The 15,697-nt window shown below is 38.7% G+C and carries 8 protein-coding genes, 2 tRNA genes and 3 rRNA genes; 7 read left to right on the forward strand and 6 right to left on the reverse strand.

Translation table 11 applies throughout. The features are described 5' to 3' along the window. The first annotated feature begins 52 nt into the window (after window positions 1-52). The 7 genes from M1D64_RS04130 (at window position 53) to rrf (ending at window position 8,295) form a co-directional block, all read left to right on the forward strand. A complete protein-coding gene (locus M1D64_RS04130; protein ID WP_041080772.1) occupies window positions 53-2,203 on the forward strand; it encodes a Tex family protein in 2,151 nt (716 codons plus the stop codon). Further along, window positions 2,196-2,645, forward strand: coding sequence for a SprT family protein (locus M1D64_RS04135; RefSeq protein WP_041080770.1), 450 nt, complete (start codon window positions 2,196-2,198; stop codon window positions 2,643-2,645). The genes M1D64_RS04130 and M1D64_RS04135 overlap by 8 nt, the downstream gene beginning before the upstream one ends. A gap of 373 nt (window positions 2,646-3,018) precedes the next feature. Further along, window positions 3,019-3,101 (forward strand) — tRNA-Leu (locus M1D64_RS04140). Between the two features lie 25 nt (window positions 3,102-3,126). Then, window positions 3,127-3,200: transfer RNA gene (locus tag M1D64_RS04145), tRNA-Gly, on the forward strand. Between the two features lie 142 nt (window positions 3,201-3,342). Next, window positions 3,343-4,895 (forward strand): 16S ribosomal RNA (locus M1D64_RS04150). Window positions 4,896-5,179: 284 nt separating this feature from the next. Next, a 23S ribosomal RNA gene (locus M1D64_RS04155) occupies window positions 5,180-8,102 on the forward strand. Window positions 8,103-8,180: 78 nt separating this feature from the next. Beyond that, window positions 8,181-8,295: ribosomal RNA gene (rrf, locus tag M1D64_RS04160) — 5S ribosomal RNA — on the forward strand. The 16S, 23S and 5S rRNA genes sit together here with 2 tRNA genes alongside, the layout of an rRNA operon. A gap of 393 nt (window positions 8,296-8,688) precedes the next feature. Here rrf and ilvA read toward each other — a convergent pair. The 6 genes from ilvA to ilvC all read right to left on the reverse strand — a co-directional run bounded on the left by ilvA (window position 8,689) and on the right by ilvC (window position 15,673). Then, window positions 8,689-9,957, reverse strand: coding sequence for a threonine ammonia-lyase IlvA (ilvA, locus tag M1D64_RS04165; protein WP_041079881.1), 1,269 nt, complete (start codon window positions 9,955-9,957; stop codon window positions 8,689-8,691). A gap of 23 nt (window positions 9,958-9,980) precedes the next feature. Continuing rightward, window positions 9,981-10,556, reverse strand: a complete 576-nt coding sequence (gene leuD / locus M1D64_RS04170; RefSeq protein WP_002482760.1) for a 3-isopropylmalate dehydratase small subunit — start codon at window positions 10,554-10,556, stop codon at window positions 9,981-9,983. 1 nt (window position 10,557) lies between these two features. Next, window positions 10,558-11,928 carry a 3-isopropylmalate dehydratase large subunit gene (gene leuC, locus M1D64_RS04175; RefSeq protein ID WP_002482761.1) on the reverse strand — a complete coding sequence of 457 codons (1,371 nt, stop codon included), beginning with the start codon at window positions 11,926-11,928 and terminating at the stop codon, window positions 10,558-10,560. Between the two features lie 17 nt (window positions 11,929-11,945). Continuing rightward, window positions 11,946-12,986 (reverse strand): 3-isopropylmalate dehydrogenase, encoded by a 1,041-nt coding sequence (leuB, locus tag M1D64_RS04180; protein WP_011302711.1) that lies wholly within the window; start codon window positions 12,984-12,986, stop codon window positions 11,946-11,948. Next, window positions 12,983-14,518 (reverse strand): 2-isopropylmalate synthase, encoded by a 1,536-nt coding sequence (locus M1D64_RS04185; RefSeq protein ID WP_011302712.1) that lies wholly within the window; start codon window positions 14,516-14,518, stop codon window positions 12,983-12,985. Before M1D64_RS04185 ends, leuB begins: the two co-directional genes overlap by 4 nt. Before the next feature lie 150 nt (window positions 14,519-14,668). After that, entirely contained in the window at window positions 14,669-15,673 is a 1,005-nt protein-coding gene (ilvC, locus tag M1D64_RS04190) for a ketol-acid reductoisomerase (protein ID WP_037538061.1), read from the reverse strand. Window positions 15,674-15,697 lie beyond the last annotated feature (24 nt).

A 15,697-nucleotide genomic window follows, 5' to 3' on the forward strand; every position in this document is an offset into this window, starting at 1 on the left:
AAAATGTATTTATTAACAAAATAATATTACATAATGATAAGCGGAGGATTTCATGGATAGTAATTTAATTCAATCAATCAGAGATAAATATAGCTTCACAACCAAGCAAATTAATGCTGTTTTATCTTTATTAGAAGATAAAAATACAGTACCCTTTATAGCTCGTTATAGAAAAGAGCAAACAGGTGGTTTGGATGAAGTAGAAATTAAACAAATTGATGATGAATATCAATATATGGTAAATCTACAGAAGAGAAAAGAAGAAGTTATTAATAATATCGAAGAACAAGGCTTATTAACTTCGGATTTGAAAAGTGATATTTTAAAACAAACAAAATTACAAAGAGTAGAAGATTTATACAGACCGTTCAAACAGAAAAAGAAAACAAGAGCAACTGAGGCAAAACGAAAAGGATTAGAGCCATTTGCGCAATGGTTACAACAAACAAATATAGACACATCTGTTGAAACGAAAGCACAACAATTTATTAACGATGAAGTCACAAGTGTAGAAGATGCAATCAAAGGCGCTCAAGATATCATTGCAGAAATTGTTTCAGATAAACCTATATATAGAAGTAAAATACTTAAAGATACATTTCAACAGGGCAATATTATAACGCAAAAGAAAAAGCATGCAGAAGATGAGAAAGAAATTTTTTCTATGTATTATGATTATACCGAACCGATTAAAAAAATCGCCAATCATCGAGTGCTTGCAGTTAATCGTGGTGAAAAAGAAAAGGTTTTATCAGTTAAAATAGAAATGGATATACAAGGGATAGAAAATTTTATTAGAAGCAAAGAAATATCATCTGAACATAATGGTACCTATGTCATTATAGATGCTATTAAAGATAGTTTGAAAAGATTAATCATGCCATCGATCGAAAGAGAAATAAGAAGTGATTTAACTGAAAAAGCTGAAAATCATGCAATCGATGTATTTAGTGAAAATTTGAGAAACTTGTTATTACAACCACCTATGAAAGGAAAGCAAATACTTGGTGTTGATCCCGCTTTTAGAACAGGTTGTAAACTTGCAGTCATTAATCCATTTGGTACATTTGTAGCTAAAGGAGTCATGTATCCTCATCCTCCAGTAAATAAAAAAGAAGATGCTGAAAAAATATTTGTGGACTTCGTTAAAACATATGATGTCGAATTAATAGCTATCGGTAATGGTACAGCGAGCCGTGAAACTGAACAATTTGTTGCTTCAATGATACAAGAACACCAATTAAACGTTCAATTTATCATTGTTAATGAAGCGGGGGCATCTGTATACTCTGCATCGGAAGTGGCAAGAAATGAATTCCCAGATTTTCAAGTTGAGGAGCGTAGTGCTGTTTCGATAGGTAGAAGAGTACAAGATCCATTGAGTGAATTAGTGAAAATAGATCCAAAATCTATCGGCGTTGGTCAATATCAACATGATGTTAACCAAAAGTCATTAGAAGGTGCATTGTCATTTGTTGTTGAAACTGCGGTTAACCAAGTGGGGGTTGATGTGAATACTGCTTCACGTTCATTACTACAATATGTATCAGGTTTAACACCCACAATTGCACAAAATATTATAGATTATAGAGAAGAGAATGGTGCTATAACGCATAATAAAGAAATTGCTAAAGTTAAAAGATTAGGTGCGAAAACATTTGAACAAAGTATTGGATTTATGAGAATCGTAGGTGGTAAAGAACCCTTAGACAATACTTCGATTCATCCAGAAAGTTATAATGTAGCAAATCAATTATTAACTGAAATTGAAATGACTACACATGATTTAGGAACGGAAAAACTTAAACTTGCCTTGAACAAAATTGATATTGTAGCAATGGCAGAAAAGTTAAATATTGGTCAACCGACACTTGAAGATATTATTAACTCATTGATTGCACCTAATAGAGATCCAAGAGATGAATTCGAAACTCCTATTTTAAAATCTGATGTACTATCTATTGAAGACTTAACTAAAAACATGAAACTTAGTGGGACTGTAAGGAACGTGGTTGATTTTGGTGCATTTGTAGATATTGGGGTAAAACAAGATGGACTCGTACACATATCAAAGCTTGCTAAGAAGTTTGTTAAAAACCCAATGGATATTGTAAGTGTTGGTGATATTGTAGATGTATGGATATTAGATATTGATGATAAAAAAGGTAAAGTATCATTAACAATGATTGATCCAAATGGATAACAGTGCATTACAAAAATTAACAGAGACAATCTCGTTAAAGTATTTTAAAATGCCATTTAAACATAAAGCATATTTCAATAAGCGTTTAAGAACGACTGGTGGTCGCTATTTATTAAGTTCACACAATATAGAAGTGAATGAAAAGCAATTTGCTAAGTTTGGTGAATCAGCTATCATTGATATTATTAAGCACGAATTATGTCATTATCATTTGCACTTACAGAAGAAAGGATACAAACATAAAGACAAAGATTTTAAACGTCTGTGCCAACAAACAGGTGCACCTAGATTTTGTTCTGCAATTGAAAAATATGAAGATCGAGTTAATTATATATATCAATGTCAAAAATGTGCGTCTAGATTTCCAAGAATAAGAAAAGTCGATACAAATAAAATGGTTTGTGGAAAATGTAATGGAAAACTGAAAGAATTAAACAACTAATATACTTATAAATAATGAACGCCTATCGATAATTTAGTCGAAAGGCGTTCATTATTTATATATAGAATGTATTTTATGGAAGATTTTTAGCAATGATTAAGGGAAAAATAGAGTATTTTGTGTGTACTTTCACCAAATTAGAGAGTTTAATTAATTAATCTTGTTAATTTACTCTTTTTAGTTTTGTTTATTCATTGACGATGAGCGAAATATATTATATGATATTAAACGTTGCGAAATTAATAGCAACTTTGGTTAAGGAAACATTAATTTTGTTAAATACAATTTAAAAAGTTGTTGACAAATAATTAAGAATATATTACAATGTTATTTGTTACTTAATGAACGAGAAACAAATTGACCGTTTGGCTAAGCGGCCGTGGCGGAACGGCAGACGCGCTAGGTTGAGGGCCTAGTGGGAGTATTCCCGTGGAGGTTCAAATCCTCTCGGCCGCATCAAATACCTTTAATGAATAAATATGCGGGTGTAGTTTAATGGCAAAACCTCAGCCTTCCAAGCTGATGTTGTGGGTTCGATTCCCATCACCCGCTCCAATAGAAATTTAAATGAACATTGAAAACTGAATTGCAATATGTCAACGTTAATTCCGAACACAACATTAAATTGTTGGTTCAAAACAAGTGTTAGAGATAACACAAATTAGTATTTTATGAGCTAATCAAACATCATAATTCATTTATGGAGAGTTTGATCCTGGCTCAGGATGAACGCTGGCGGCGTGCCTAATACATGCAAGTCGAGCGAACAGATAAGGAGCTTGCTCCTTTGACGTTAGCGGCGGACGGGTGAGTAACACGTGGGTAACCTACCTATAAGACTGGGATAACTTCGGGAAACCGGAGCTAATACCGGATAACATTTGGAACCGCATGGTTCTAAAGTGAAAGATGGTTTTGCTATCACTTATAGATGGACCCGCGCCGTATTAGCTAGTTGGTAAGGTAACGGCTTACCAAGGCGACGATACGTAGCCGACCTGAGAGGGTGATCGGCCACACTGGAACTGAGACACGGTCCAGACTCCTACGGGAGGCAGCAGTAGGGAATCTTCCGCAATGGGCGAAAGCCTGACGGAGCAACGCCGCGTGAGTGATGAAGGGTTTCGGCTCGTAAAACTCTGTTATTAGGGAAGAACAAACGTGTAAGTAACTGTGCACGTCTTGACGGTACCTAATCAGAAAGCCACGGCTAACTACGTGCCAGCAGCCGCGGTAATACGTAGGTGGCAAGCGTTATCCGGAATTATTGGGCGTAAAGCGCGCGTAGGCGGTTTCTTAAGTCTGATGTGAAAGCCCACGGCTCAACCGTGGAGGGTCATTGGAAACTGGGAAACTTGAGTGCAGAAGAGGAAAGTGGAATTCCATGTGTAGCGGTGAAATGCGCAGAGATATGGAGGAACACCAGTGGCGAAGGCGACTTTCTGGTCTGTAACTGACGCTGATGTGCGAAAGCGTGGGGATCAAACAGGATTAGATACCCTGGTAGTCCACGCCGTAAACGATGAGTGCTAAGTGTTAGGGGGTTTCCGCCCCTTAGTGCTGCAGCTAACGCATTAAGCACTCCGCCTGGGGAGTACGACCGCAAGGTTGAAACTCAAAGGAATTGACGGGGACCCGCACAAGCGGTGGAGCATGTGGTTTAATTCGAAGCAACGCGAAGAACCTTACCAAATCTTGACATCCTTTGAAAACTCTAGAGATAGAGCCTTCCCCTTCGGGGGACAAAGTGACAGGTGGTGCATGGTTGTCGTCAGCTCGTGTCGTGAGATGTTGGGTTAAGTCCCGCAACGAGCGCAACCCTTAAGCTTAGTTGCCATCATTAAGTTGGGCACTCTAGGTTGACTGCCGGTGACAAACCGGAGGAAGGTGGGGATGACGTCAAATCATCATGCCCCTTATGATTTGGGCTACACACGTGCTACAATGGACAATACAAAGGGCAGCTAAACCGCGAGGTCATGCAAATCCCATAAAGTTGTTCTCAGTTCGGATTGTAGTCTGCAACTCGACTACATGAAGCTGGAATCGCTAGTAATCGTAGATCAGCATGCTACGGTGAATACGTTCCCGGGTCTTGTACACACCGCCCGTCACACCACGAGAGTTTGTAACACCCGAAGCCGGTGGAGTAACCATTTATGGAGCTAGCCGTCGAAGGTGGGACAAATGATTGGGGTGAAGTCGTAACAAGGTAGCCGTATCGGAAGGTGCGGCTGGATCACCTCCTTTCTAAGGATATATTCGGAACATCTTCTTACGAAGATGCAGGAATAACATTGACATATTGTATTCAGTTTTGAATGCTCATTGGAGTATTCATTGCATTATTTTGTACATTGAAAACTAGATAAGTAAGTAAAATTTATGATTTTACCAAGCAAAACCGAGTGAATTAGAGTTTTTTAACAAGCTTTGAATTCAAAAAGAAATAATCGCTAGTGTTCGAAAGAACACTCACAGATTAATAACATTTTGGGTTTTCAACCGACTTGTTCGTGTTGAAAGTCAAAAAAGATTAAGTTATTAAGGGCGCACGGTGGATGCCTTGGCACTAGAAGCCGACGAAGGACGTTACTAACGACGATATGCTTTGGGGAGCTGTAAGTAAGCTTTGATCCAGAGATTTCCGAATGGGGAAACCCGGCACGAGTTATGTCGTGTTATCGATATGTGAATACATAGCATATCTGAAGGCAGACGCGGAGAACTGAAACATCTTAGTACCCGCAGGAAGAGAAAGAAAAATCGATTCCCTGAGTAGCGGCGAGCGAAACGGGAAGAGCCCAAACCAACGAGCTTGCTTGTTGGGGTTGTAGGACACTCTATACGGAGTTACAAAAGAACAGACTAGACGAATCATCTGGAAAGATGAATCAAAGAAGGTAATAATCCTGTAGTCGAAAGTTTGTTCACTCTTGAGTGGATCCTGAGTACGACGGAACACGAGAAATTCCGTCGGAATCTGGGAGGACCATCTCCCAAGGCTAAATACTCTCTAGTGACCGATAGTGAACCAGTACCGTGAGGGAAAGGTGAAAAGTACCCCGGAAGGGGAGTGAAATAGAACTTGAAACCGTGTGCTTACAAGTAGTCAGAGCCCGTTAATGGGTGATGGCGTGCCTTTTGTAGAATGAACCGGCGAGTTACGATTTGATGCAAGGTTAAGCAGTGAATGTGGAGCCGTAGCGAAAGCGAGTCTGAATAGGGCGTTGAGTATTTGGTCGTAGACCCGAAACCAGGTGATCTACCCATGACCAGGTTGAAGTTCAGGTAACACTGAATGGAGGACCGAACCGACTTACGTTGAAAAGTGAGCGGATGAGTTGTGGGTAGCGGAGAAATTCCAATCGAACCTGGAGATAGCTGGTTCTCTCCGAAATAGCTTTAGGGCTAGCCTCAAGTGATGATTATTGGAGGTAGAGCACTGTTTGGACGAGGGGCCCTTATCGGGTTACCGAATTCAGACAAACTCCGAATGCCAATCAATTTAACTTGGGAGTCAGAACGCGGGTGATAAGGTCCGTGTTCGAAAGGGAAACAGCCCAGACCACCAGCTAAGGTCCCAAAATATATGTTAAGTGGAAAAGGATGTGGCGTTGCCCAGACAACTAGGATGTTGGCTTAGAAGCAGCCATCATTTAAAGAGTGCGTAATAGCTCACTAGTCGAGTGACACTGCGCCGAAAATGTACCGGGGCTAAACATATTACCGAAGCTGTGGATTGTCCATAAGGACAATGGTAGGAGAGCGTTCTAAGGGCGTTGAAGCATGATCGCAAGGACATGTGGAGCGCTTAGAAGTGAGAATGCCGGTGTGAGTAGCGAAAGACGGGTGAGAATCCCGTCCACCGATTGACTAAGGTTTCCAGAGGAAGGCTCGTCCGCTCTGGGTTAGTCGGGTCCTAAGCTGAGGCCGATAGGCGTAGGCGATGGATAACAGGTTGATATTCCTGTACCACCATTATTCGTTTTAAGCGATGGGGGGACGCAGTAGGATAGGCGAAGCGTACGATTGGATTGTACGTCCAAGCAGTGAGATTGAGTGTTAGGCAAATCCGGCACTCTTAAGATTGAGCTGTGATGGGGAGAGGAAATTGTTTCCTCGAGTCGTTGATTTCACACTGCCAAGAAAAGCCTCTAGCTAGAATTGTGGTGCCCGTACCGCAAACCGACACAGGTAGTCAAGATGAGAATTCTAAGGTGAGCGAGCGAACTCTCGTTAAGGAACTCGGCAAAATGACCCCGTAACTTCGGGAGAAGGGGTGCTCTTTAGGGTTAACGCCCAGGAGAGCCGCAGTGAATAGGCCCAAGCGACTGTTTATCAAAAACACAGGTCTCTGCTAAACCGTAAGGTGATGTATAGGGGCTGACGCCTGCCCGGTGCTGGAAGGTTAAGAGGAGTGGTTAGCTTCTGCGAAGCTACGAATCGAAGCCCCAGTAAACGGCGGCCGTAACTATAACGGTCCTAAGGTAGCGAAATTCCTTGTCGGGTAAGTTCCGACCCGCACGAAAGGCGTAACGATTTGGGCACTGTCTCAACGAGAGACTCGGTGAAATCATAGTACCTGTGAAGATGCAGGTTACCCGCGACAGGACGGAAAGACCCCGTGGAGCTTTACTGTAGTCTGATATTGAAATTCGGCACAGCTTGTACAGGATAGGTAGGAGCCTGAGATACGTGAGCGCTAGCTTACGTGGAGGCGTTGGTGGGATACTACCCTCGCTGTGTTGGATTTCTAACCCGCACCATTTATCATGGTGGGAGACAGTGTCAGATGGGCAGTTTGACTGGGGCGGTCGCCTCCTAAAGAGTAACGGAGGCGCTCAAAGGTTTCCTCAGAATGGTTGGAAATCATTCATAGAGTGTAAAGGCATAAGGAAGCTTGACTGCGAGACTTACAAGTCGAGCAGGGTCGAAAGACGGACTTAGTGATCCGGTGGTTCCGCATGGAAGGGCCATCGCTCAACGGATAAAAGCTACCCCGGGGATAACAGGCTTATCTCCCCCAAGAGTTCACATCGACGGGGAGGTTTGGCACCTCGATGTCGGCTCATCGCATCCTGGGGCTGTAGTCGGTCCCAAGGGTTGGGCTGTTCGCCCATTAAAGCGGTACGCGAGCTGGGTTCAGAACGTCGTGAGACAGTTCGGTCCCTATCCGTCGTGGGCGTAGGAAATTTGAGAGGAGCTGTCCTTAGTACGAGAGGACCGGGATGGACATACCTCTGGTGTACCAGTTGTCGTGCCAACGGCATCGCTGGGTAGCTATGTATGGACGGGATAAGTGCTGAAAGCATCTAAGCATGAAGCCCCCCTCAAGATGAGATTTCCCAACTTCGGTTATAAGATCCCTCAAAGATGATGAGGTTAATAGGTTCGAGGTGGAAGCATAGCGATATGTGCAGCTGACGAATACTAATCGATCGAAGACTTAATCAAATTTTAAATGTTTTGTTTGGTTGAATCATATTTTACTTACTATCTAGTTTTGAATGTATAATTTCATACATTTCATTGTCTGGTGACAATGGCAAGGAGGTCACACCTGTTCCCATGCCGAACACAGAAGTTAAGCTCCTTAGCGCCGATGGTAGTCGGACTTACGTTCCGCAAGAGTAGGACGTTGCCAGGCAGCATTAATAGGATGCGATGAGCCGAGACCGAGAGGTCTCTTTTTTTTATGTCAAAAAAGGCTTAACTTCTCCAGTTCGAAGAACTGAAAAGCCTAAAATAAGCTATTATGAGAAAGTGTTTGAAGCTGACGAACTGAGCAAAAGACGAAGCGAGCTTACAAGCGGTATTGATTAAATGAACATACAAGTCAAAACTCGTATGTAAGAATAACTAAATCCAATAAATTGGAAAGACACTCTATATATGAACGTACTTACTGCAGTAAATAGAATGAGTGCGACTACAGGAGCAAACATACACCTAACAAGTAATGTACGATCAAAATTGCAAAATAATTTTAAATATAAAGAGGCCTAACCCTATATAGTAAGGATTAGGCCTCTTATAATGCTTAAATCAGCAATGAATATAACATTTTATTTTCGTTAATATAAATATTTGATTTATCAAATTCATCAACATTTGCTTTTAAATGTCCCAAATCTTTATGATTATTCAACTGAATACCTATAATTACAGTTCCAGTATTTTGGGAAGATTTTTTGAGATATTCAAATTTCGTAATATCATCTTTAGGACCAAGTACTTCGTTAACAAATTCTCTTAATGCGCCTGGACGTTGCGGGAAATTTAGGATGAAGTAATGCTTCATCTCTTCAAATAATAATGAACGTTCTTCAATTTCCTTCATACGATTAATATCATTATTGCCACCACTAACAACACAGACAACAGTTTTTCCTTTGATTTCTGCTTGATATTGATCAAGTGCAGCTACACTTAATGCACCCGCAGGTTCAGCAATAATAGCTTGTTTAGAGTACATATCTAAAATAGTTGAACAAACAGCACCCTCATGTACTTGGATATAATCATCAACGATATCTTTAGAAATATCAAAAGTAATTTGTCCAACACGCGCTACAGATGCGCCATCTACAAATTTATCAATATCTGGTAAAGTAACTAGTTGATTTTCCAATACTACTGAAGTATACATACTTGCTGCACCCGCAGGCTCAACACCTATAATTGAAGTTTCTGGAGAATGCGTTTTGAAATAAGTACCAACTCCAGAAATTAAACCACCACCACCGATTGCAGCAAATAAATAATCGAATTGAATGTCGTTATCTTTAGATTGTTCAAGTATTTCTTTAGCTAATGTGCCTTGACCAGCAATAGTATAAATATTATTAAAAGGGTCAATAAAGTTCATTTTATTTTCTTCAGTATAAACAAGGGCTTCTTTAAGGCAGTCGTCAAAAGTATCACCAGTTAATACGACTTCAGTATTGTCGCCACCAAAGAATTTCACTTGGTTAATTTTTTGAAGTGGGGTAGTTACTGGCATAAATATGACAGTATTCAAGTTTAAGTTACTAGCTGTATAAGCTACGCCTTGTGCATGATTACCCGCACTTGCACACGTGATACCGTTTTGACGATCAGCTTCATCTAAAGCAATAATCGCGTTATATGCACCTCTGAGTTTAAATGACCTAACCCATTGCAAATCTTCACGTTTTAAATAAACGTTACAATCATATTTTTGTGATAAATAGTGATCTTTTTGTAATGGTGTCTCTTTAACTATATCTTTTAATTGTAAATAAGCTTCATCTATATCCTTTGAAGAAACTGTTGTTTTTACAGTCATTAGTTTCACCCTTTTTGTATTAATTAGTATGTTTTTGCTGCTTCGTAATTTTTGATTGCATCTTCAAACTGTAAAGTGATATCAATATCATCAAGTCCATTGACGAGTTTTTTCTTCCATGTTTCATCAATTTGAAAATCAAATGATTTATCTTTTGTCGAAACAGTTTGATTTGGTAAATCTATTGTAATCTCTCCAGCATCTGCTAGATACTCTCTTGCTTCTTTGTCTAATACAATAGGCAACATTGCATTTTTAGTACAATTCATATAAAAAATATCACTATAGCTACCGGCGATAATAATGTCAAAACCATAGTCTTTAATAGCCCATGCCGCATGTTCACGACTGGATCCACATCCAAAATTTTCACCAGTAATTAAAATTGAAGCATCTTTATATTCTGGTTTATTAGGATTAAAATCTGGGTTATCAGAACCATCATCTAAATAGCGCCATTCATCAAATGCAAAAGGTCCAAAACCTGACTTAGAAATACGTTTTAAATGTACTTTTGGAATAATTTGATCGGTATCAATATTGTCATTAAAAAGTGGTACGACTTTACCAGTGTATGTTGTGATTGGTTTGATTTCCATTTTATACAACCACCTTTCTAACATCTACAAATTTTCCATTAATAGCAGCAGCTGCTGCCATTGCAGGTGATACTAAATGAGTACGAGCGCCTTTACCTTGTCGTCCTTCAAAGTTACGGTTACTCGTAGAAGCACAATGTACACCATTAGGCACTTGGTCTGGATTCATTCCCAGGCACATGGAGCATCCAGGCTCTCTCCAATCAAAACCAGCGTCTTTAAATATTTTATCAAGACCTAATTTTTCAGCTTCTATCTTAACTGTACGTGAACCTGGTACAACAATTGCAGTAATGTTTGGGTGTACTTTATTCCCTTTAACGACGTGACTTGCTTCAACCAAGTCAGAAAGGCGAGCATTAGTACAAGAACCTAAGAATACATAACCTAAGTCTATGTCCTCAGCTTTTTGACCAGGTTGAAGGCCCATGTAATTATAAGCACGTTCATCATTTACATTTTGTATTTCAGGGAAGGGCGTATTAAAACTTACACCCATTTCAGGATTTGTACCCCAAGTTACTTGAGGTTCTAGATCAGTTACATCTAAAGTGATCACTCTATCAAATTCTGCATCTTCATCAGTATATAGTTCGCGCCATGCATCAATATCATATTTATAATTTGTAGCATAAGGACGTCCTTTAACATACTCAAAAGTTGTTTCATCTGGAGCCATCATACCGTATTTTGCACCAGCTTCTATAGCCATATTGCAAATTGTCATTCTCGCTTCCATGGATAAACTGCGAATTGTTTCACCAGAAAATTCTAGAGCATAACCAGTACCGAAATCAACACCATGTTGATTGATAAGATGCAAAATAATATCTTTTGCGTAAACACCTGTAGGTAATTTACCATTTACTTCAATTTTTAAATTTTTAGGTTTAGTTTGCCAAAGTGATTGTGTTGCAAAAACGTGTTCAACTTCACTTGTACCAATACCAAAAGCGATTGCACCAAAAGCACCATGAGTCGCAGTATGTGAGTCACCGCAGACGATGGTTTTTCCTGGTTGAGTCAATCCTGTTTCTGGGCCAACCATATGAACGATACCTTGTTCATCGGATCCCATATCAAAAATATGAACACCAAAGGCCTTTGCATTTTTTTGTAAAGTTGTGATTTGTTTGTTTGCAATTTCATCTTTAATATTGAAAATATCGACCGTTGGCACGTTATGATCAAGTGTTGCATAGGTTAAATCAGGTCTACGCAATTGTCTATTTTGTAGTCTTAATCCTTCAAAAGCTTGAGGAGATGTGACTTCATGTATTAGATGTAGGTCAATATATAATAATTGTGGGTCACCTTCTTTACCAGTTAAGACATGCTTGTTCCAAACTTTATCAAATAGTGTTTTACCCATATGACATCTCCTCCTTTTTAAAGATTTTCTTTGACGTAATTAAAAATTTCTGATGTAAGATAATTACCATTGAGATCACGGGTTGTTTTTCCTTCTTTTATTAATTGATATATAACATTTTCTAATTTATCTGCTGCTTTGTCTTCATTTAGACTTTCTCTAAGACACATTGCCACGGATAGTAACATGCCAAAAGGATTGGCAATATCTTGATTTGCAATATCTGGAGCTGAACCATGAATAGGTTCATATAGTCTTGGACCTTGTTCGCTAAAGCTTGCTGAAGGTGATAATCCCAAAGAACCAGGAATGACTGAAGCTTCGTCACTTAAAATATCGCCAAATAAATTTTCTGTCACAATGACATCAAATTGTGATGGATTTGTTATTAAGTGCATGGCACAAGCATCGACGAGTAAATGGTTTACCTCAACATCAGGATATGATTGAGATACTTCATTTATTACATTTCTCCATAATTTACTAGATGAAAGTACATTTTCTTTATCAACTGAAGTTAACTTTTTATGACGCTTTTGAGCTAATTCAAAACCAACTCTAGCAATTCTTTCGATTTCATCTCTAGTATAAGTCAAGGAATCCAGTGCGTCGTTTTCACTTAATTGTTTTGGTTCACCAAAATAGATGCCACCGGTTAATTCTCTTACTAAAATAAAATCTGTATTTGCGACACGTTCTTCTTTAATAGGGGATAAATGGCTTGTGCCATTTGTAACTGTAGTGGGGCGTATATTTGCAAACAGACCCAAAGCTTTACGAATGCCAAGTAAACCTTGTTCTGGTCTATTATTTGGATCTGTCCACTTGGGTCCCCCCACAGCACCTAATAGGATTGCGTCTGCATTTTTACAAGCATTTAATGTGGAATCTGGAAGTGGTTTGCCATGATTATCTATAGCAATACCACCAAAGTCATGTGATTCTAATTCATATTCAAAATGAAATTCTTTACTTAGCTGTTGTAATATTTCTAATGAACCATTTAATATTTCTGGTCCAATTCCGTCTCCAGGAAGGGCTACAATCTTATAACTCATGAATGAATACCTTCTTCCACTTTTGTATTAGCTACATATTTCGCATGCGCTTCAACATATGATTTACAAGAAGCGAGTAAGATATCGTGGTCAATACCTACACCAGTAACAATTTGATCATCTATCTTAATCTGAACATGTACTTCAGCTTGAGCATCTGTGCCTTCAGTAACAGAGTCTATGCGATATTCAATAAGTTCTGTTTTACGATCAAAGATACGATCAACAGCGTTGTATACAGAAACAATGGAGCCTGTTCCAATACTTGAATCTTGGTACGTATTACCGTCTATATCTTTAATTACAACGACAGCACTTTGTAAACCATTAGAAACAAATTGTAATTGAAGTGTCTCTACTTTATAAATTGCATTTTGTTCATGTTCCGTACCTTGAATTAAAGCATGGATGTCACGATCAGTTACTGCTTTTTTCTTATCAGCGACCGTTTTAAATTGTTTGAATAAAGTTTTTTGTTCTTCAGGATCAACATCGTAACCTAGGGCAGTTAGTTTTTCTGCAAAAGCGTGCTTACCAGAAAGTTTACCAAGTGGTAATTCTGTTGTTTTAACTCCGACAAGTTGAGGTGTCATAATTTCATAAGTTTCTGGATTTTTAAGAACGCCATCTTGGTGTATACCTGATTCATGACTAAATGCGTTTTGTCCAACAATGGCTTTGTTTCTTGGGACTCGAATACCTGCGAATCGAGCAATTAAATCAGATGTTTGTTTTGTTTCTTCTAAATTAATTTGAGTTTGATTATCATAATGATCTTGTCTAACATAAAGGCCCAGTGCAACTTCTTCTAAAGCTGTATTACCAGCACGTTCGCCAATACCATTAAGCGTGCCTTCAATACGTTTTGCGCCATTCTCTATTGCTGCCATACTATTTGCTACTGCTAGGCCTAAATCATCGTGACAATGTGCGCTATAAATCACATCATGATCAGCATGAACAGATTCTTGTAACGTTTTGAAAATTTCACCATATTCTTTAGGATAGCTAAAACCTACAGTATCAGGGATGTTAATTACACTAGCGCCTGCATCAACAGCTGTTTGAACACATTCAATTAAAAATGGTAATTCCGTTCTTGTTGCATCTTCTGGTGAAAACTGAACAACATCAAAATATTGTTTAGCATAAGAAACATGCTCCTTAATAGATGCTAATACTTCTTCTTTTGACATCATTAGTTTTGAATCACGATGGATAGGGCTTGTTGCAATAAATACATGAATCCTAGGTTTAGCTGCTGCTTTAGTTGATTCGTATACTGCATCTATGTCTTTTTTTACACAACGTGCTAAGCCACAGACAGCGGTAGTAGTTAATGTTTTAGCAATAGCTTCAACTGATTTGAAACTACCAGAACTAGAAGCGGGGAAACCTGCTTCAATAATGTCTACGCCCCATTTTTCAAGTTGTTTAGCAATCTTTAATCTTTCATCGAATGAAAAATTTACGCCAGGTGTTTGTTCGCCGTCTCTTAGTGTTGTATCAAAAATTTGAATATGGCTACTCATTTTCAACATCTCCTATAAATGAATTTTAGACAATCATATTTATCGAGAAATTTGAAACATCTTACCAAGTTAGCTAATGCAAAATATTACGATTTGCATTAGAACTTAGCTTGATGTCATTTTTATCGATAGATATGGTAGTTTGCCTAATTATTTTTCAATGCTCTTAGATTTGATGAATGGCATCATATCACGGAGTTCTCTACCAACCGCTTCGATTTGATGACCATGTTGTTCTTCTCTTAATTTATGGAATTCTTCAAAATTATTTTGATTATCTTTAATGAATCGATCACTGAAGTTTCCTTTTTGAATATCATCTAATACAGCTTTCATATTATCTTTAACATCCGGTGTGATAATACGTGGTCCAGAAACATAGTCACCAAATTCAGCTGTATTTGAAATTGAATAGCGCATATTTTCCATACCGCCTTCATACATTAAATCAACAATCAATTTCATTTCATGCAATACTTCAAAGTATGCAATTTCTGGTTGGTAACCTGCTTCTACTAACGTTTCGAAACCAGATTGTACTAATTTAGTCGTACCACCACAAAGCACTGCTTGTTCACCGAATAAATCTGTTTCTGTTTCTTCTTTAAATGATGTTTCTAATACACCTGCACGTGTTGCACCGATACCTTTAGCATAGCTTAATGCTAAATCTCTAGCTTCACCACTCGGATCTTGTTCAACTGCGAATAGGGCAGGGACTGCGCTTCCTTCAGCAAATGTACGACGTACTAAATGTCCAGGTCCTTTAGGCGCTACTAAGAATACATCTACGTTTTCTGGTGGTTGAATAACACCGAAATGAATATTAAAACCATGCGCGAATACTAATGCATTGTTTGCTTCTAAGTTTGGTTCAATTTCTTCTTTATATACTTGGCCTTGAATTTCATCTGGTAATAACACCATGATGACATCAGCTTGTTTTGCTGCTTCATCTACAGGATATACTTCGAAGCCATCATCTTTAGCTTTGTCAAAAGAACGTCCAGGTCTGATTCCGATAATGACATCATAACCGTTGTCTTTTAAATTTTGAGCATGTGCGTGTCCCTGAGAACCATAGCCTATGATTGCTACTTTTTTACCTTGTAAAGCGTCTTTCGTAACTGATTGGTCATAATAAACTGTTGTCATAATAAAATCCTCCATTTTTGTAAT

It is taken from the genome of Staphylococcus sp. Z5-21 (assembly GCF_056529615.1).